Source organism: Candidatus Seongchinamella marina (genome assembly GCF_026262685.1).
Classification (GTDB): domain Bacteria; phylum Pseudomonadota; class Gammaproteobacteria; order Pseudomonadales; family Halieaceae; genus Halioglobus; species Halioglobus marinus.
In genome coordinates, this window is the sequence record NZ_SHNP01000007.1 from 74,848 (window position 1) to 94,398 (window position 19,551).

Here is a 19,551-nt window from a genome sequence, read left to right on the forward strand (position 1 = left end):
ACCGCCGTGGGCTTTCCCAGATAGCCAAGGAATTTTTTAATTACTCGGAACAGCCCAACCGCCGAAATCGACCCGGGCGAAGGGCCGCGGATTGATCGATGACCTGACGTGTCAGCAGCGCTTTTCAGCCCCCTTTATCGAAGTTCGATGCGGTGACGCGCGTTCAGGCCCAGGCCCAGTGCCCCCAGAATTATCAGTCCCAAAATCCACTGTGGTGTCACCGGAATATTTTGTATTTCAGTGTCGGGCGGATCAATGGGTGGAGGGTCAATAGGTGGTTCGGTAGGATCCACGAAGTAGCCGAAATTGGCATTCTGGTAGATTTGTCCTGAGGTGAGGCTAAAGGCATTAGGGTTGGTGCCGCCGGTCAGCATCTTGTCAGTTAATACAGCATATTCGTCGGTAACCTCGATTCGCCAGTTGCCCGTCGGCACAGGAACAAACACGTAATAGCCATTGCTATTGGTAACAGCGGTGGCGGTTCTTTTTTCATAGCTGCCGTTGTTGTCCTCATCCAGCTGGAGTTCAACCGTCACATTGCCGATGCCTGGTTCCGAGCTTTCTCGCAGGCCATTGCCGTTCTCATCGTCCCACACCAGATAGCCGCTTGCCCCGAAGTTGATTGGCACAAAGTCCACATTAAATGATGACTTAGAATCTACCACGTTGTTTTCATCATCGACTGCGGTGGCGGTCACAATATTGGTGTGAACGCTGCCAGGAGAACCAGTAATTATTTGCGTGAACTGACAGGCGACTGACGACCTGGCAGATATAGCCACAGGTAGGGCGCAATTGCCCTGGCCGTTCAGGTCACCGAAACGGTCGTCGTCAAGACCGGTCAGAGTGACATTCACGTAGCTCGAGTTGCGAGTGGTGATGGTGTAGATCACCTCGCCGCTGGACCCTAATAAAGCTCTGCGATTGCCAATCTTCACCACCTCGATGGCCGCAGCTGCGTAACCGAAGTCTGCGTCGTTGAAGATCTCACCTGTCTCCAGATTGACGTCCAACGGCTCGGCACCTCCTGTCAGAATAAATCCATCAAGGGCGCCTGTTGTATCGCTGACAACCACCTGATAGTTGCCAGCGGCAAGTGCCGTGAAGTCATATTTGCCAGAAGCGTCAGTGCTGGTGGTGGCCAAACGTGTACCGGCTTGGTAAAGGTCCACCGTTACGTTTTTTATACCGGGTTCTCCTGCATCAAAAACGCCGTCTGCATTGAGGTCTTCCCATACCTGATCGCCAATAGCGGCGCTAGAGGGCGCTAAAAACAGCACGGCGGCGGGACCGGAGTCGAAAGTGATGTTGTCATTAGCATCGGTTGCTCTAGCGGAAACGGTATTGCGGTGGATTTCCAGGGGCTCGCCCGAAATAGTTTCTGTAAAGCGGCACTTGTAAGTCTGCCTTTTGGTGATGCTGACACCCAATTCGCAGGTCCCCAAACCATTGAGGTCACCGAAGCGACTGTCGATCAACTGATCAAGGGTCACTGCTGTGTCACCAATATTTACAACAATAATGGAGTAGGTCACCTCTGCAGAGGGCGATTTAACAATAAATTCGGATGGAATTTTTATGACCTGGATTGCTGGCTTGGGTATGTCCGCGTAGCCAAAATCGGCGCTGTCATAATATTTGCCGGGTGCAAGAATCAAATCCAGAGGTTCGGGCGGCGTCGTCAGAAAACGATCCTTCAAAATCTGGTTGGTGTCAGTGACGGTGACTCGGTAATTGCCGGCCGGCAGACCAATGAAACTGTACTCGCCATTGTTAATGGTGGTATCCGTGGCAACCAGTGTTTCGTAATTGCCATCGCTGTCAGCGTCGTAGGAGAGGTCAATGGTTACCTGGTTTAACCCCACCTCGCCTTCGTCTAAAACTCCATTGGCATTTTGGTCCAGCCACACAAGGTTACCCAGAGAACCATTGACAGGATCTTCAATGCCGACGACAGCGTCATCGGCGCCATAGATAAAGTAACCTTCAACGAGGTCTTTGGCAGCAGCCTGCACAGTGTTGGTATGGTTTTCGCCTGGGTTACCATCGATTTGGCGGTCGAATTCGCAGCTGTAGATATCTCCCGGTGCCAATGGCGTAGCGGGGAGCGCGCAGTCTCCCTGGTCAATCAGGTCACCGAATTTGTCGTCTACTAGTTCGGTCAGTTCCCAGGCAATCACTCCCGAGTTCTGAACTTCCACCGTGTAAGTGACCAGCCCACCAGGAGCAAACACCACTTGGGGGCTTACTGCTTTGGAAACTGTCATTTCGGCGCGTACATAGCCGAAGTTCGCAAACGTATTGACCTGTCCGGTCTTAAGAACCACCTCCAGGGGATTAGCGGCGGTGGTGCGTACCAGGTTGTCCAATGGTCCTGATGAATCTTCAACCGCCACCACGTTGTAAATACCCCCTCCCAGATCCGTGAAAGTATAGAATCCGGACTCGTTGGTCACAGCGATCGTGGGTGTTGGAATGAGCTCCTCGTACAGCTCTATGGTAACGCCGGCGATACCCTCTTCATTTTCCTGCTTAATCCCGTCCGCATTCAAGTCGTTCCAAACCAGGTAGCCGATCGCTCCCTGAGTAACTTCAATGAAATTGACTAGAGCTCGTCCCATATCGCTGACGGGCTTGCCGTCCCCGGTGCCGCTGGCGGTCACAGTGTTCAGGTGCACTCCGGGCGCCGTGCCGGAGGGAAAAGCATTGAAACTGCAAGTGTAGATCTCGCCCGAGGCAATTTCCTGCGGCATGCTACATGAGCCTGCTCCGTTCAAGTCGCCGAACTTGTCATCGACCAGCGTATCGATAAACACTGTGATCGGGCCTTCATTCACCACATTGATTGTATAGTCCACGTCTTCACCGGGGCTGATCACAAGAGGCTCAGCTGTTTTCTGGACGCGTATTACTGGGGTTTCAGGGTTGGGCGGTACAACGGGCACTTCTCCTATATCCCCAATGGTATTAATGCACTTGCTGCTCGTTGAAAGGCTGAAATTCGCTGGATCGCTGGCATCGTCGCAGGCACTTGAGTTCTGCTTCCAGGTAATTGCGTAGGCAACATCCAGAGTGCCATCGTTATTGCGGTCCTGGCACAGCACGTTGCTGAGGGTTATGTCTTTATAAATGACCCTGTCAATTTTATTGGCATCACCGCAGGCATTGCCTTCCAGGTTGCGGTAGGGGCCGTTACCACTGAGACCGTCAAAAATTCCGTCTACAGGTACAATACGGTCCAGAGAATCGAAGGTGCAGCTCTCGCCGTTTATCGGCGAGTTATCCGCATCACCGATAAAAAACCCGATGTCATAGGTGCTGTTCCGATTGCCCAGCAGGCCAATGCGCATCACCAGGTCCCCAGGAATAATCTCGCCATCGATACAGCTAGATGGTCCGGAAATCAACTCTTCAGAAACAGTTTCGAAGTCATTGGCGGTGCAGATTCTTCCTGGAGAAGAATTTTCCAGGCATGCTGCCCCGAGCGCCATGTTGGGGGCTGCTGCTGCAATGGCGGCTGCCAACAGTGCTTGGAAACGATATTTTTGCACTTTTATTACCTGTCCATGGTTTGGGGAATGCGTGCAACGGGTAAATATATCTTCAAGTTACAGACATCACGGAAATTAGTGTCGAGGTATAACATTTACTGTCAACTATTTCTATTGGCCCCCGGGGGATGGACATCTTAGTCGCTGCATAATACCTGTGCAGAGGCGAATGAATTTGCTGCGGTAAATGGTAGCATTGGCCCTTTGACAGCAGGTTGAACACCCCGCTGCGAACATGGAACAAGCGTGCGCATAATTAATCAATGGCAAAATCCCGACGGTTCTACCTGGCTGGTCATCCGCAAATCGGCCGAAGGTTTTGAGCTGGAGTTTCCGCATTTAGCTCAGTTTAGCCTGGACGACGAGGGTGATGTTATCCGCAAAACTCAGCTTGAGGACGGTTGTGAGGCCACCCTGGATCATCTTTATCTCAATCAGGTATTACCGCTTGCTCTCAGTTTGCAAAACGAGCTGGTGTTGCATGCCAGTGCGGTTAATATTAATGGCCAGGCCGCGGTTTTTTGTGGCAGTTCGGGTATGGGGAAATCTAGTATAGCCGCGGCCTTTGCTACCGCCGGGTATCCGTTTTTGACAGATGATGGTTTGCTGATAGAGCCTAGTGGCGGGGATTACCTCGCCGTACCGAGCCACCCGTTTATTCGCTTGTGGGACGACTCGCGTGACTCTTTGGTGCCCGGAGAAGTTGGGAGCTTGCCTACACCGGTATGGACCGAAAAATCTCGCTTACTGGCGGGTGAGCAGTTACCGTTTTGTGATCAAAAAGTGACTGTTGGGCGCGTTTATTTTCTGCAAGATGAAGGGGTTGATAGCTTGACGATTTCCCCCCTACTGGGTGCTGATGCCCTGATGGCGTTGGTGCGAAATTCGTTTTTTCTCGATATCTCCGATCGTTGCGGCGTCAGTAAGCATTTCCATGGAGCTGGTGACCTGGTGCGCAAGCCATTATTCTATCATCTCGATTACCCACGGGCCTATGGCGAACTGCCGGGCCTGGTGGATGGGGTTTTAGAACACATGGAAATGCCTGGCTTCGCATCCGTTGAGGGTTCATGACTGTCCACGGTAATAAGGCGAGTGCAGCCTCCAGTTTGTGCCAGAGCTGTGGCCTTTGCTGTACCGGGTTTGCTTGCGAGGTTGTAATCGTCAAACCGGAAGGTGATGAGGCCTATGCCGATAGGTTTGCTAATGGCCTGGTGCTGGCCTCGGATGGCCAGCATCGCTTTCTCGAATTGCCCTGTCCGGCGTTCGACGGCAACTGCACGATGTATGAGCAGCGCCCCAGCGACTGCCGTAGCTATCAATGTGACTTGCTGGAGAAGGTGCTTGGCGGTGCGCTTTCCAGGGATAAAGCTGATCAGGTGATTAGCGAGGTACAAGGTCGCTTGCGCGAACTGGCGACTGAATACAACGCCGGTCGCTCCGACCCACTCTCTGAGCAGGAAACCTATGCTGCCTTGCAGTCAGACCATTTGTGCGCCCGCGAGAAGGGTCTGGAGCAGCGATTTTGGCAGCAAAACCCGAAATACCTGGGGTTGGTCTTTTTGCGTGAAAAGTACTTTGTCGCCTGAGCTTGCCACCTGGGTTATGGTAAACACTCCTAGTTTGCTCTCTTTGGATTAACCACTTGGATCACTCTATCGCCAAACCGAGCTGTCCATCGCCTGAGCCATCGCCAGATATATCTGCGTGCCGTAGAGAGGCACAGGAACTGCTGGCGATTGCCGATACTCTCACTGCTGTGAACACAAAGCTGGCTGCCAGCCTCGCGACTTGGCGAGAAGCGATGATGACAGTGTTACATGAAAGTCAGGAGAGCCTTTCGACCGAGCGCACACTGGAGGGGCTTGCTCTGGAGTTGCGTCACCGTTGGATGGCACTGGCCCAGTCAGTGGTGAACCGGGATCTCAAGTCCCCCCCGGATGATTACCTGCCGCTGCTGCCCATCAGCGGTGGCGCCTACTATATCTACGAGCGCGTAAAAGGTGCTGTCCCGCTGGAGCAGCGACTCAACGCTGGTGCCCCGGCAGCTGGCGATTGGCAGAGCAGCCACGTACTGTTTACCAACGGCATGGCCGCCATAGCCGCCGTGCTGACATGCCTGCGACAGTGGCGGGAAACGCTGTTGCCAGAAGCGGATCGGGCCCATAGGCTGGATGCCTGCATTGGTTATTTTGAAAGCTTCAAGTTGTTGCGGTTAATGAATTCCGCAGAACTTCCCTGCACTAACTATCGTGATTCCGAGGAAGTGCTGGCTCTGCTGGCCAGTGGTGCCACAGACATGCTGTTTTTGGAGCTCATAGCCTATGATTGGGTGCAGAGCGTTATTGATCCGGCCAAAATTCTGGCGGCGTTAGAGTCGCGTCCGTCAGATCGCCCCTGGGTGCTGGTGGTGGATTCCACTTTGCTTGGCGCTGCCTTTGATATGATGGCGTTGCTGGCCGCTATGGGAGACAGAAGCCCGGTGATGGCGGTAGAAGTGCGCTCGGGTTTGAAGCTGGATCAGGTAGGTTTAGAGTTCGCTAATGTAGGCCTTGTAAAGGTCTTTGGTTGCACACACGCAGACAGTGAACAGAGCACAATAGCGAGCGAATTTGTGCAGGCCCTGGCATCGGCCCGCAAGGTGTTGGGTACCGGTCTCAGCATACAACAGAGCGCGGTGCTGGACGCGCCCTGGGTTTTTCACCCTCAGTTGACAGCAGCACATACCCAACGGATATTCGACCATAATCGTCGCTTAGCTCGGGCAATGTCTGATATACCAGGTATGTTCGCACAAGTGCATCACCCGGCACTGGGAAAGCAGTCGCAACTGGCCTGGGCAGAATCTCCAATAGTGGTAATGACCTTTCACCCGGGCGAGGACACCGAAGAGAACCACAAATTATTATTAGCCGTTATTGCTCATGAGGTGCGCCAGCGGGGACTGGTGTTTCACCGGGGCTGCAGTTTTGGCTTCCGCCACCATCGCTGCGAAATTGTAGTGCCCGAATCTGGTTACATTCATCAGGGCGGTGGCCCCCGTGGTTTCTTCAAAGTTGCTATGGGCGTGCGCGGGGGTCCCTCATTGGAGGGGGTGATTCAGCTGCTGCAGGCGCTGGCAGAGTTTGCAGATTTTGATGCCCTGCGCACTGCATATCCAGATCTGAGCTCCAAGCGTGCACTCGCAGCGCTGCCCGACTTGCAGTCCCTGCGGACGACTCGGTAAGCCTGTGCTAATAGAAGTAAAACCCTCGTCTGACTACAAAGCGGGACTGGCTCAGCTGACCGATCAGCTGAAGGGGCGCGGGCCTGCGATAGATGTTGCGCCTGCGCTGTTTAGTTGGCTAAAGGGCAGGGAGCTCTCTACTCCAGCGCTGGTATTCGACCTGGATACGATCACCGCCCGCATGCAGGCTTTGGCGCAAACCGCAGCAAATCAAAATATCGCATGCTTGCTGGCAGTTAAGAGTTGCCCGCGGGAACCACTATTGACCATAGCGCAGCAGCATCTGGCGGGTTTTGATGTGTCTAATCTGGCTGAATACCAGGCTTTGCCTGCTGATCTGAGTGGCAAAACAGTTTCCCTCACATCACCCCAATTGACCAAGGACTATTACCTTTTTGCCGCTCGCGGTAACCGGCTGGTGGTAACCGTGGACAGTATCGCCCAGTGCGTCAACTACTTGCAGCAGGGTGCGCCCTTTCCCTACGTATTGCGTATTCAAGGCGGCCAGTTGTTGCCAACGTCAGACGCCGCATACACGAACTGCAGTCGTTTTGGTTTCACCGCACCGATGCTGGAACAACTGCTGCAGCGACCAGACGTGCAAGCGCAGCCCCCCTGTGGCTGGCATGTGCACCACGGCAGCGAAATTAATAGCGCGGCAACCTACCAATTCCTGATTGCGGGGCTTGCAAAACTTGGTGCGCAACTGCCTGAACCGCCAGCAATCATTAACCTGGGCGGAGGTTGGCATTCGGTTGAGAAACAGCAGCTCAATGATTTGTTTGCCTTCGCTCGAAAAGTGTTCCCAGAGCCCTGCTCGGTTTTTATTGAGCCCGGCCAATGGTTTGGCAAGGGCGCTGGATTGGCGGTCGGGGAAGTAGTCAACAAAAGCGGGGGCGATGACAATCTTGGTTGTGTGCTGAATCTCTCGATGGACTGTCACTTGCGCTGGTCGTCTCCCAGGTTGTTAGTGCCCGTGCAGTTGCCAGCGCTCAAATTCGCCAAAGTTTATCTGGGCGGTGCCTCCTGTTATGAGGCCGATAGCCTGGGTCGCTTCATGCTGCCCTATCGGCAGGATCTCGCGCATGACACATCGCTGGGTTTGGGCTGTCGGGTGCTGCTGAGCAATATCAGTTTGTATTCGCTGGCCTGGAACCAGGGCTTTAATGGTATTGCGCCAGCCACGGAGTATTGGTTGCGCAATGGTCTGGCGCTGGAGCCCACTGCATGAGCGGCATTGTCGGTCTGGTGCGTTACGATCAGCAGGGGGTGACTCGCAACCAGATAGAGTCGCTATTACAACAGATGGCCTACCGTGGCCCCGACGGAATGCATTGCTGGGTCGATGGGCAGGTGGGCCTCGGTCACGCCATGCTGCACACAACGCCTGAGTCACTGCATGAGGTGCAGCCCTTGCATGTGCCTGAACGTAATCTGACGTTGGTGATGGATGGTCGCCTGGACAATGGTCTGGAACTGCGCGGCCGGATATTGTCTCTGGGTATGTCGGTGCCCCGCTTAACCGATGCCGACCTGGTCTTGGCGGCCTACCTGGTCTGGGGTGAAGCCTGTGTTGACCATATTGAAGGTGACTTTGCTCTGGTTCTTTGGGACGCGAGCAGTCAACGATTATTTTGCGCGCGCGACCGTATCGGCCACCGGCCGTTTTATTACCACCACAGTGATGGTTTATTCGCTTTTGCCTCAGAGCTGCACTTGCTGTTGACGTTACCGGAAGTCAGCCGTCGACCTGATACGGTGTATCGCACGGAACACTTGGCCACCGAGTGGCATTCGCGCGAGCGTACTCTGTGGGCAGACATCAAGCGCCTACCGGCGGCCCATACCTTATCGTTAGAGGGTCGCGGGCTGAGGAAAAGGGAATACTGGCAGCCGGATTTCAATCGGCAACTGTACTATTCCAAGTACGAAGATTACGTTCAGCATTACCGTGAGGTGCATGACACCACAGTGCAGCGAATGTCCCGCAGTCACAAGCCACTGGCCTGCACTGTCAGTGGTGGGCTGGATTCTTCTGCAATATTTGCGACCACTAAATGGCTTGAGGAGCAATGCAGGCTGCGCGCTCCTAGCGTACAGGCCTATACTCTGGATTTCAGTCACAACGAAGACGCCAACGAGCTTGCCTATGCCCGAGCCGTAACCGATTACCTGGGCTGTGACCTGCATGAGGTCCTCCCCAGCGACTATCCGCTGGACTGGTACCTGCAGCGCGCCGAGCGCCGGGGTGAAGCCTACTGCGTTCCTAATAGCACCATGTCCAACAGTTTGCGTCAGCGAGCGGCTCGTGCGGGCAGCCGAGTTCTGATTGGGGGCTTGGGAGGAGATCAATGGCTGGGCTTTGGTGAGAGCTGTTACATGGAGTTACTGGCACAGAGGCAATGGGGCTTGCTGCAATCAGTGTGGCATGAAGATGCAAAAGCCTGGGGGGCCGCCCGGGCCGGCTATTACGTCGCGAGATATGGATTGGCTCCTCTTCTGCCCGACGCAGTAAAGCGCCCGTTGCAGCGTTGGCGCGATAATCGGGAACATCTGGCCACAGGCAGGCTTTGGTTGGGTCCCGGTGACGTTGATAGTTTGGAGCACGGCGCTCAAATGGCGCGGCGCAAGCCTCATGCCGGGTTCCGTTGGGCAGGCCAACAAACAGACTGGCGACGGCTGTTGAATGCTAGGGTTGCCAATGAGCTGGAACTGGTACAGCAGTCTACCGCTGAGGCGGGTTTGGAGTTGCGCAGCCCCTATTGGTCTGAGGCTATGGTGCAGCTCTCGATTAGTCTGCCCAAGTACCTACTTCATAGTCCGCAGCTGAATCGGCCTTTGCACCGTCGAGCTATGGTGGGTCGATTGCCCGAGCGGGTTCTGCAGCGTGACAGCAAGGCCGAGTTTAGCGTCACTTACGAGGGCGTTATGGTCCAGGCAACTGCCTTGCTGTCTGCCTCTATGACGCAAAGCGCTGAGCTGGGCCTGCGGGAGTCGTATATTCAGAAAGCCGTAGAGGCAGAACTAGCTGAGCCTCTGGGCGACGAGAGCGACGGTTTATGGGAGTTGTGTAATGTGTTGGCAGCGACTCAAAGCCTGCCCCAGCGAGGGGGAGGGGATAGTGATAATGGCCTCCATGGCGTAGACTAAGCCGTCGTTGGGCAAGAATTTATCATTTCGGGAGAGTAGCCAGTGGATAAACATGAAGAGAGTGTTCAGCTGCCGGCTTCAGTGGGGTCGGGGCGTCGCTACAAAACGCCGCGACTGGAGCGGTTTGGTGAGATTTCTCATGTGACACAGGGATCTGGTAATAAAGGAAAGGACGCGGACGGCGAGGTAGGCACAAAGAAATAGCAGCTCTTACGTTGTCCGCTTTACACGGCCACGAAGCTAGCTCTAAGTGCCGCTAGCCTGATCCGCCGGTACTAAACCCCCATCCGCCAAACTCAACACCCTGTCCGCCAGCGCAAGACTAGCCGGCCTGTGGGTAATCAAAATCACCGTACGTTGGCTGATCAGCTCAAGGCATTCACTGATAAAGCTCGCCTCCCCGACCGGGTCGAACATGGCGGTGGCCTCATCCAGTATTAGGATCGGTGGGTCCTTCAATAAAGTGCGAGCCAGTGACAGACGCTGGCGCTGACCGCCCGACAGCTTGACACCCTCATCGCCTATGAGCGTCTCGTACCGCTTTGGCAGTGCCTCGATGAAGTCTGCCGCGTGCGCAGCGCGAGCGGCTTTGCGAATATCTTCCTGCGAAGCCCATGGCCGGCTGTAGGCAATGTTGTCGGCTATAGTGCCGTTTAGCAGCAGCACGTGCTGGGCCACGAGACCTATCTGCGCCCTAACACTGCCTAGCTCCGCTGTGCTGATATCGTGGCCGTCTATCAGGATACGACCTGCAGATGCTGAGATAAAACGCATCAGAAGGTGTGCGATGGTGCTTTTACCAGCGCCATTTTCACCGGTTATTGCCACCGTTTCGCCGGCATCTATCGTCAGATTCAGGTTTTTGAACACGGGCTCGCGCCCGGGGTAGGCATATTCGACATCAGCAAACACAATGCTGCCCTTGACCGGTGGCAAAAGGCGGCCGCCGTTATCGAGCGGCTCCGGTTGCTCGCTGAATAATTCCAGCAGGCGCTCCGCTGCTCCCCTGGCTTTTTGCAGGCGGCCATAGACATCCGCCAGGTTGCGCAGTGGTGCAATCAGCAGGCTGGCATACAACAGTAAACTGACCAACTCGGCGGGCTCCAGCTGGCCCTGTTCTATGTGGCGGCTGCCCAGCCACAGCATGGCGAGCACCCCGGCGCCCGCCAGCAGGTCCACCGCCGGCGACAGCAAGGTCTGTAACTTCAGTTGTCGCTGCCAGGTGCGTTCCAGTTGTTTGTTCTCCTGGCGGAAGGCATCCCTTTCCAGACGCTCCCGGGAAAAAGATTTGATAGCCGCCAGCAGCGAGAGGTTTTCTTCGGCGCGAGAAATCAGCTCGCTGTATTGATCAACCCAGGTCCGCGACAGGGGACGCATTTTGCGGCCGATAATTTTCAGCAGAAGAAAGTAAAGCGGCATGCCGCACATCACCAGTATAGCGATGCTCGGGTCCAGGCTGGTCATCATCAGAAAAGCGCCCAGCAGGGTCAGAGACGTTGGTAGTAGTGGCAACACAGTGCCGGTGACGAAGTCGCTGATCATGTCTGTATCGTTGATCAGCAGGGTGAGCACCTGGCCTCGCCTGCGGGCCTGATGCCAGGGTAATGGCAGCAGTTGCATATGTTCATAAACCCGATTGCGCAACTCGGTGGCCATGCGCTCCCCTACCAGACCCAAGTAGTAGCCGTTGGCGAGCTCAAGCAAGCTGCGGGCAGCAAATAAGGCCCCCCAGGCTAAAATAATGAGCGCGGTGCTATATCCTGCCGCGTTTGCTTCGCCTAGCAGCTTGCGGGTGAGTTCCCCGGCGACCAGCGGATTGATAAGGGAAATGCAGACACCTCCCAGCATCAGCACAGCGCATATCAGCAGCGGTACCTTTGGAGGAGTGATATAGCTCAGTAGTGTGCGGAAATTCATTGTTTTGCATGTGTGCCGTTAAGCATGCCAGCCTACACAATTGTGGTGGAGTTAGGCTACTCTTGTGCTCAACCAGTTCCTGAAGCACAACGTCAGTATAACGGCAGCGATGCATCCAACCCACTCGTTAGATAAGCGAAGTGCTAAGTTTGCCCCGTCGCTGTGGATTCGCCACCGGAAGTCCTAACCCATTCGGTAGTACCCTGTTCAATTCTTGTGGCGTAGATCGAAAATCGCTATAGTTTTTGAGAAGGGAAGCGCAACGGATGTTAGGCTTTCAGCCAAGGACAACCAGGTTTGAAGATTTAGTCCCCATAAGGCGCAGTTCAATGTATGACGAAAATTACACATTGGGAAATAACCCTGAAGTCGAGAACGTGTCTATCCGCAACCCACAACTCTGCTCCTGCATGTGTCCATACCTCTAAGTCAATTTTTTTCTCTCCCTGCACGACATAAATTACTGCTGCTTAAGGCTTGGTTTTTGTTGGGTTTTTTCCGTGCCGCTGTGCTTTGCTTTCCCTTAAAGCGTTTAACTTTGCCTTTGCAGCACCATGCTCAAGCGCAACCTAGTGCTCCGCTCCGCGAGAATCAACAAAGGGAGGCTGTCGCTATTGGGCGTTTGGTTGCAGGCGCTGCACGCGTCACTCCGTGGCAGAGTCTCTGCCTTACCCAGGTGTTGGTCGTCCAGCGATTACTGTTGAAAAAGAATATCCCAGGTCAAATCTATCTTGGTGTGCGCAAGGGCGACCAGCAAGTAGCGTGCCCCGGAACCGCTGCTACAGGTCTTTATGCCCATGCCTGGCTGCAATCAGGAGATCAAATAGTTAACGGTGGAGGAGGCGTAGAGCAGTTTGCGGTTGTCTCTGTGTATAGTTGGGAAGCGCTTTGATCGAGGACTGCTGGTGATACTTACAAGTGCTTGCCTCGCAATCTTTGTTGATAGGAGCGGTTGCGACTTTTGCTGCGGTTATGCCGATTTCGGCAGTTTAGCGGAACTGGACTGCACCCCCTGCAGGCTTGTTACAATGAAGGGCCGTCCGTCTTTCCCCGTCTAATGGAGCGCAACTTGAAGAAGATTATCTGGAGTATCGGATTCGCATGGTTATTAGCCGTATCTAGCTTCTACGCGTCAGCTGCTAGCGAACAGGTGACTGAAGTGGTAATTGCCTCCTTAGATAATGGCAATGATCACGGGGTTGTAATTGAAAGTCTGATGCGAGAGCCGTTCAGTTTCTCGCTTATACAAGCGACGCTCGCAGCCGTTGAAGCCGGAGGCGAGGGCGAAAGTGATGCGTTTGCCATGGCTGGCATTGCCTCTGCTACCAGCCTTCCCGAAGCGGAAGCCGTCGCTGCTGTATTGCGGAGTACGGACGTGGATGAAAATGTGCTGGATACTGCGATGGAGCAGTACGTGCAACTTATGTCTCAGCCCTTCATTAACAGCGATGCCGTCGATACACCGGGCGGCGGTGGGCTCAGCTCACCTGTGAGCCCTGCAAACTAAGTGGTTGCAGAGACCGTGCCAGCAGCAGTAATGCTGCCTTTTCATGTTTGAATGACGCTGTATCTTTATCGATTGCTTATAACAACGATTAACATTGGCTGAGTGGGTTAAATGCTGAATCGATTGGAGTCAGGCTTATTTGCGGTATATCTCGCGATTCTCGTTTGGGTGCCACTACCATTTGCCTCCAATCGGCCATGGGGCGCGGGGCTAATGGTATTGCTGCTGTCGGTGGTAATGTTCCTCTGGTTGTTACTGTTTGCCGCAGGTAGGGTTCAGCTGTCACGAGAAGCTTGGCGGCAAATGCGGCTGCCGTTTACTCTGCTGGCATTAGTGCAGCTTTGGTTGCTTTTGCAGTGTATTCCGCTGCCGCGCGTCGTGATTGAGGCGTTGTCTCCGCAGGCTTATGCGTGGCACATACAGCAGGGCTGGCTAACACTTTCACTGGATGTCGCTGCCACTCGCTTTTATTTGCTTCAAGGTTGCGCACTTACCGCCGGTTTTTTTCTTACTACCGCACTCGTTAACAGCCAGAGTAGGCTGCGTTTGTTATTGCAGATTTTGGTATTCAGCGGCACCTTTCAGGCCGCCTATGGTGCCTTCATGGTGCTCAGTGGCGTTGAATATGGCTTTTTTGTAGAGAAGTACGCTGGGCAGGGAGTCGCCACCGGTACATTCGTTAACCGGAATCACTTGGCCGGCTACCTGGTGATGTGTCTTTCGGCGGGTATTGGGCTGTTGCTGTCGCAGCTTTCGGTTCACCGACCGGCTAATTGGAAGCATCGACTCGAGGGTTGGTTGCGGATGTTGATGAGTCCCAAGATTCGTTTGCGCATATATTTAGCCGTCATGGTAATTGCCCTGGTGCTCACGCGCTCTCGCATGGGTAATATTGCATTTTTTGCTGCCCTGTCGATTACTGGACTGCTGTACATGCGAGCAAGCGGCCGTTTTTCTCCCCGTATAATGGCTTTTTTGGGCAGCTTGATTTTGGTAGACACGCTCATTCTCGGTCGATGGTTTGGCTTTGACAAGCTGGTACAGCGTATCGAGCAAACCCGTCCCGAGACTGAGGGGCGATTATGGTCCAATGCTTACACTTGGGATTATCTCGAGCGCTTTCCGCTTACAGGATCAGGCGGTGGTTCGTTCTATGGAATTTTTCCCAATTTCCAGCCATCAGACTTGCGGGGCTTTTATGACCATGCTCATAACGATTACCTCGAGTTCGCCGTAGAGCTAGGCATTCCTGCGACTATCGTGTTGATGCTCGTCGTGTTATTGACCGCTCGCCAGGCGTTTCAGGTGCTTGTAAAGCGCCGGGCACCCGTGCTCAAAGGTACCGCTTTTGCTGTTCTGATGACGGCGGTTTGGGGGGGGATTCATTCCACCGCAGACTTCAATTTACAGATTCCTGCTAACGCACTAACGTTTGTGACTATTCTGGCATTAGCCGCAGTGGCAGGGTCTTTGCAAAGCGCTGGAGTTAAGCCGTCGCATGGCTTATCAGCAAAGGATTAGCTTGAATTTGTATATTGCATATTGCGAAGCAAGGAGCGGGCTTTGCGGAAATTTGCCATCTTTTTTGGATCGAAGTTTTTAAGAAAAAAAGGGTATTATGGTGTCGCTAAATGGAATTCACACACGTGATTGCCGAATTAGCAATACGATCGAGGAACTTCATCAGCAATGAAGTACGGTAGATTTTTTTGCCACATAATTCGAGTGGGAGCTTTAGCAACATGCGCACCACTGTTTGCGCTGGAGCCTGCCAACCTCAACTGGGGCTCAGTTTATGTGACCCCTACCCTGGATACGCGGGTTGAATACGTCGACAACCTGTTTCGTACCCCCGACAACCCAAAAGAAACCGGCTTGACTGTCATAGAGCCAGAGGTACAGGCCTGGCTGCAAAACGGGATTAATACCTACTCAATTGCTTATAAACTCGCTGACTGGCGCTATTTTGATAGCAGTGACGACGACTTCATCGATCACCAGTTCAATATTGACGTTCATCATGAATTCAATGCTAAAAACGTATGGAATGTTTACGGTGAGTTCATGGATGCTCATGAAGAGCGCGGTACTGGATTGTCTGAGGGCGTTGCAAGCCTCATAGACGAGCCTGTTGAATTCCAGCGCGATACCCTGGGTACAGACTATACGCTCGGCAATGATGGGTCTAAGGGTCGAGTGCTAGTCGATGCGCAGTATCTAGATAAAGAGTACCAAAACTTTCAAGACCTTACGCAATATCGAAATCACACGACGAACCAACTAGCAGGAACTTTTTTTTGGAAAGTGACCGGCAAGACAGATGTTTTAGCTGAGGTGAAGTATCAGGAGGCGCGCTATGAAGAGGTAGATCCTCTGCGTCTTGGCGGGAGCTATGACAGTGATGAATATAATTATTTCTTGGGCATAACTTGGGACTCCAGTGCGAAAACCGCTGGCAGCATCAAACTGGGCAATTTTGAGAGGACATACAAGTCACAAAAGCGCCAAGACGACGATGGGTTTTCGTGGGAGGTTGATGTGTATTATAAACCTCGGACCTATTCGGTTTTTCATCTGGCGTCCAAGCGCCTCAGTCAAGAAACTACTGGCATTGGTGATTCAATAAATACTCAGAAATCGCGCTTAAACTGGGACCATGACTGGAACAGTCGCTCGAGCACTCAGCTTTCCGTATTGCTTCAAAACGATGATTACTCAGGCTCGGAGCGTGAAGACGATCTGCGCGGAGTAGAAGCTGTGTTCAAGTACTCGTTGCGTCGTTGGGCGGATTTGATTGCAGGTTACCGCTACGAAGAGCGTGACTCAGATTTCGAGTTATATGATTACGACCGTAGCACGGTCTTTGTGGAAGCGAAGTTTAGCTTGTAATGAGTAACCTGTGATTCGTAGCGCGAGGCTGTTTTTTGCATCGCCGGTGCTGATACTGGTTGCAGTTCTGGGTTTGGAGGGCGCACGCACCGTCTGCGACGACCTGGTTTTTACCACAGCGGCTACTCAGCTCTCTTTCTGGGGGAGAGAAAGCTACCAGCCAACTGTTCAAACGATTGATCTCACCGGACAGCGGCTGGAATCGTTACTACAACGCTCGCCTTCGAAGCCCAATTATCTTGCTGAGCAAGCTTATTTTCTGTCTTGGAGGGGGTATGCTTCGGACGACGTTGCGCAGCGCCTTGCCTATAATAAAAGCGCGGCTGCGACTCAATTACAAGCTTTAGAGCAGCGTCCCGCCTACCGACAGGGCTGGGCAGAAATGATAGAGTATTCGTCTCGAATGAGTGGAGGTGGCGAGATGCTGGAACAGGCACAGGCTCGTTTCGTCGCTCTGCAACCCGCCACTAACTGAGGTTGAAAGCTCTCGTGATCAAACGGATTGGATACATACTGGCGTTGCTAGGCACGCTAATGGTAGGTGGCTTTGTGCAGGGGCAGGATGCCGCCGGCTATACGCTCAATGCGGGCGACTCCATTCGAATCTATGTTTATGGTGAGCCTGATCTCACCTTTGGGAATCTGCTAATTGGCCAAAATGGTCGTATTTCTTATCCTTTTTTGGGTGAGTTCAAAGTCACTGGTAAAACTTCAGGACAATTACAGCAGTTGTTGGTGGACGGTTTAAAGCCTGATTATCTGATTGATCCCCGTGTTTCCGTTAGTGTAACGCGCTATCGCCCGTTTTTTATCAATGGCGAGGTAAATCGCCCGGGAGGGGTGGATTTTCAGCCCGGCTTGACACTGCGTAAGGCAATTTCGCTGGCGGGGGGGTTCACTGAGCGCGCTAACAAGAAGCGCATTCTTGTTATAGCCGATAAAGACCCGAACCGCGAAGAGCAAGAGGTGGGGCTGGATTACCGGGTGCAGCCCGGAGACATAATCACCGTGCAGGACACCTTTTTTTAGATGAACGAGTTTCTCGGCCAGAACCAGCAAATGATGCCTCAGTCGGCGCAAGGTATGCGTGTGTCTCTTGGTGATGAGGTCATCGATTTGGCGCGTTACCTACGTGCAATATTGCATTACAAGTGGCCGATAGTAGGGCTGGGGTTTGCGTTGACACTGCTCGCCGGACTTTGGGTGTACACCCTCGAGCCCATTTATCGCGCGTCTGCGTCCATAGTAATGGAAACCCAGGAAGCCAACGTGGTAAATGTTGAGCAGGTGTACACTATGGGTCACCAGGGTTATGACTACTACCAGACCCAGTTTGAAATTCTGAAAAGCCGCAGCTTGGCCGAGCGGGTGGTGCGCAAGCTAAACCTGCACAAACACCCTTATTTTGCATCTTCTGCGGCGAAGGCGGCCGAAAAAGAGGCAGGATTTAGCTTAAAAACTCTGTTACCGGCGCGGAGCAAAGAGCCACCGCTGCAGTTGACCGAGGAGCAGCAAGAAGCACTCGATATTAAACGAGCCACCGGATATGTAGTCAGCGGACTGGATGTTTCTCCCGTAGATTACAGTCATATTGCCTACCTTAGTTTTGAATCGACAGATGCCCGCTTAACAGCCGAGATAGTAAACGCAGCCGCACAGGCCTTTATTGACAGCAATCTTGAAAATCGGCTGGAGGGCACCCTGCAGGCTACACAGTGGCTCACCACTCGACTAGAAGACCTTAAGGAAAGCCTCGGTCAGAGCGAGATGGCCTTGCAGGCTTTTCGTGATGAGGAGGGGCTGGTAGACATTGCCGGCGTAACTGGCTCCGGTGGAAGCGAGTTACAGCTACTGTCGTTGCGTATGGAACAAGCGCGAGAGGCGCGTATAGAAGCCCAGAACATCAAAGACGATGTAGAGAGTATGGGCAGCACCACCACTGAAGAGCTGATGACCGTGCCTGCCGTGTTGCAGCACCAGGTGATTCGCGACATCAAGCGTGAGCAGTCTTTGGCGGAACGTCGTTTGTCTGAATTGGGTAAACGCTACGGCCAAAAACACCCAAAAATAATCTCCGCACAGTCAGATCTTAACGCTGCAACCAGGGATCTCGCTACCGAGGTACGCAAGGTGGTTTCGGGTATTAGTCGAGAATATGAGCTAGCCCTGCGTAATGAAGAAGAGCTAGAAGCTTCCTGGGAGGCGCGTAAAAGCGAGATGCAGGAGTTCAATCGCGTTGAATTCCGTCTGCAGGAGTTGCAGCGGGAAGTTGATACAAATCTGCAGCTGTACAATATCTTCTTCACGCGGATTAAAAATGTGAGCGAAACAGGTGGCTTCGAAAAGCCACATGCCCGTATCGTTGATAGTGCCGCGGTCCCGGGTTCACCGGTGCGGCCAAAAAAGCGGCTTATCGTAATGGCAGCATTGGTCGTTAGCCTACTGTTTGGTTGTGCAGTTGCCATATTGCTAGACATACTCGATAACACCGTTAAGCGCCCTGAGGATATACATGAGAAGCTCAGTTCATCGATGCTGGGCACCATTCCCAAAATGAAAATCGATAACGAAGGTTCGTTTGAGCAAGTTTGGCAGAACCCGCAGGGCATATATGCCGAGGCTATTAGAACGATTCGCACCGGTGTAGTACTCAGTAGCCTCGATGACCCGGCTAAAATTATTGTGGTGACATCCACGCTACCTGGTGAAGGTAAGTCGACAACGGTTCTCAACCTTGGTGCTGCTTTTGGGCAAATGGAGAACACGTTGGTAATTGGTGCCGACCTGCGGCGGCCTAGCTTGGCCAGAATGTGTAATCTGACACCTAACCAGCAGGGCCTCAGTCACTTTGTGTCTGGTGCAGCGTCTTTGGATAGTTGTATCGAAAATGTAGAGGAGTTGGGTATTTATGTGATGCCCGCGGGCATCATTCCACCCAATCCGCTTGAAATGATCAGTTCCAGGCTCTTCGTGAACGCTTTGGAGCAGCTGAAAGAGCGCTTTGATCGAATAGTGATCGACTCCGCGCCGGTGCAGGCAGTGAGCGATGCCTTAATACTGGCCAGCTACGCCGATTCAGTTATCTATTTAGTGGAGGCAAATTCGACGTCCGCTACCCAGGCCAGAAAAGGAATTGCTGCTATTGTCGCGAATAACGAGCCACTCACAGGTGTAATACTCAACCAGTTTGATGCTAAAAAAGCCCGTAGCTATTACGGCAGTGGCTATGAGTATGGCGACTACTATGCCTCACAATCAGAAACTCACTAAGCTGGTCTTTTCCGAGAATGAGGCGGGCCGTCATTCCAGCA

Annotated in this window: 15 protein-coding genes; 13 read left to right on the forward strand and 2 right to left on the reverse strand. The window is 53.2% G+C overall.

Annotation, left to right across the window (positions count from 1 at the left end; genetic code table 11):
• Positions 1–134: 134 nt before the first annotated feature.
• The gene (locus tag EYC87_RS17295) at positions 135–3,551 is read right to left on the reverse strand and encodes an SdrD B-like domain-containing protein (RefSeq protein WP_279253972.1); all 3,417 of its coding nucleotides are present in this window, start codon (positions 3,549–3,551) and stop codon (positions 135–137) included.
• Between the two features lie 246 nt (positions 3,552–3,797).
• On the opposite strand from EYC87_RS17295, the gene EYC87_RS17300 reads away from it, so the two are divergent.
• Genes EYC87_RS17300 through EYC87_RS17325 form a run of 6 tightly spaced genes read left to right on the forward strand, consistent with a single transcriptional unit; the run spans position 3,798 to position 10,131 of the window.
• Positions 3,798–4,625 carry a hypothetical protein gene (locus EYC87_RS17300; protein WP_279253973.1) on the forward strand — a complete coding sequence of 276 codons (828 nt, stop codon included), beginning with the start codon at positions 3,798–3,800 and terminating at the stop codon, positions 4,623–4,625.
• Positions 4,622–5,140, forward strand: coding sequence for a YkgJ family cysteine cluster protein (locus tag EYC87_RS17305; RefSeq protein WP_279253974.1), 519 nt, complete (start codon positions 4,622–4,624; stop codon positions 5,138–5,140). Before EYC87_RS17300 ends, EYC87_RS17305 begins: the two co-directional genes overlap by 4 nt.
• Positions 5,141–5,196: 56 nt before the next feature.
• Positions 5,197–6,777 (forward strand): hypothetical protein, encoded by a 1,581-nt coding sequence (locus tag EYC87_RS17310; RefSeq protein ID WP_279253975.1) that lies wholly within the window; start codon positions 5,197–5,199, stop codon positions 6,775–6,777.
• 4 nt (positions 6,778–6,781) lie between these two features.
• Complete coding sequence (locus EYC87_RS17315; RefSeq protein ID WP_279253976.1) at positions 6,782–8,008, forward strand: hypothetical protein; 1,227 nt, start codon at positions 6,782–6,784, stop codon at positions 8,006–8,008.
• Entirely contained in the window at positions 8,005–9,927 is a 1,923-nt protein-coding gene (locus EYC87_RS17320; protein ID WP_279253977.1) for an asparagine synthase-related protein, read from the forward strand. Before EYC87_RS17315 ends, EYC87_RS17320 begins: the two co-directional genes overlap by 4 nt.
• A gap of 42 nt (positions 9,928–9,969) precedes the next feature.
• On the forward strand, positions 9,970–10,131 hold the full coding sequence (locus tag EYC87_RS17325) for a hypothetical protein (protein ID WP_279253978.1): 162 nt from the start codon (positions 9,970–9,972) through the stop codon (positions 10,129–10,131).
• Positions 10,132–10,173: 42 nt separating this feature from the next.
• On the opposite strand, the gene EYC87_RS17330 is transcribed toward EYC87_RS17325, so the two are convergent.
• A complete protein-coding gene (locus tag EYC87_RS17330) occupies positions 10,174–11,844 on the reverse strand; it encodes an ABC transporter ATP-binding protein (RefSeq protein ID WP_279253979.1) in 1,671 nt (556 codons plus the stop codon).
• A 412-nt stretch (positions 11,845–12,256) separates the two neighbouring features.
• Between EYC87_RS17330 and EYC87_RS17335 the strand changes: the two genes are divergently transcribed.
• The 7 genes from EYC87_RS17335 (at position 12,257) to EYC87_RS17365 (ending at position 19,510) form a co-directional block, all read left to right on the forward strand.
• A complete protein-coding gene (locus tag EYC87_RS17335; protein WP_279253980.1) occupies positions 12,257–12,736 on the forward strand; it encodes a lasso peptide biosynthesis B2 protein in 480 nt (159 codons plus the stop codon).
• A gap of 177 nt (positions 12,737–12,913) precedes the next feature.
• The gene (locus tag EYC87_RS17340; RefSeq protein ID WP_279253981.1) at positions 12,914–13,351 is read left to right on the forward strand and encodes a hypothetical protein; all 438 of its coding nucleotides are present in this window, start codon (positions 12,914–12,916) and stop codon (positions 13,349–13,351) included.
• Positions 13,352–13,462: 111 nt separating this feature from the next.
• Positions 13,463–14,872 carry an O-antigen ligase family protein gene (locus EYC87_RS17345; protein ID WP_279253982.1) on the forward strand — a complete coding sequence of 470 codons (1,410 nt, stop codon included), beginning with the start codon at positions 13,463–13,465 and terminating at the stop codon, positions 14,870–14,872.
• A gap of 168 nt (positions 14,873–15,040) precedes the next feature.
• Positions 15,041–16,240: an outer membrane beta-barrel protein gene (locus tag EYC87_RS17350; protein WP_279253983.1), complete on the forward strand. Its 1,200-nt coding sequence runs from the start codon at positions 15,041–15,043 to the stop codon at positions 16,238–16,240.
• A gap of 10 nt (positions 16,241–16,250) precedes the next feature.
• A complete protein-coding gene (locus tag EYC87_RS17355; protein ID WP_279253984.1) occupies positions 16,251–16,715 on the forward strand; it encodes a hypothetical protein in 465 nt (154 codons plus the stop codon).
• A gap of 14 nt (positions 16,716–16,729) precedes the next feature.
• The gene (locus EYC87_RS17360) at positions 16,730–17,269 is read left to right on the forward strand and encodes a polysaccharide biosynthesis/export family protein (RefSeq protein ID WP_279253985.1); all 540 of its coding nucleotides are present in this window, start codon (positions 16,730–16,732) and stop codon (positions 17,267–17,269) included.
• The gene (locus tag EYC87_RS17365; RefSeq protein ID WP_279253986.1) at positions 17,270–19,510 is read left to right on the forward strand and encodes a GumC family protein; all 2,241 of its coding nucleotides are present in this window, start codon (positions 17,270–17,272) and stop codon (positions 19,508–19,510) included. It abuts the gene before it with no gap.
• The last annotated feature ends 41 nt before the right edge of the window (positions 19,511–19,551 follow it).

Excerpts from the sequence above, each read along its gene's own strand:
- EYC87_RS17330 (WP_279253979.1), bottom strand. The coding sequence starts at position 11,844 with ATGAATTTCCGCACACTACTGAGCTATATCACTCCTCCAAAGGTACCG.
- EYC87_RS17320 (WP_279253977.1), top strand. The coding sequence starts at position 8,005 with ATGAGCGGCATTGTCGGTCTGGTGCGTTACGATCAGCAGGGGGTGACT.
- EYC87_RS17345 (WP_279253982.1), top strand. The coding sequence starts at position 13,463 with ATGCTGAATCGATTGGAGTCAGGCTTATTTGCGGTATATCTCGCGATT.
- EYC87_RS17365 (WP_279253986.1), top strand. The coding sequence starts at position 17,270 with ATGAACGAGTTTCTCGGCCAGAACCAGCAAATGATGCCTCAGTCGGCG.
- EYC87_RS17305 (WP_279253974.1), top strand. The coding sequence starts at position 4,622 with ATGACTGTCCACGGTAATAAGGCGAGTGCAGCCTCCAGTTTGTGCCAG.
- EYC87_RS17350 (WP_279253983.1), top strand. The coding sequence starts at position 15,041 with ATGAAGTACGGTAGATTTTTTTGCCACATAATTCGAGTGGGAGCTTTA.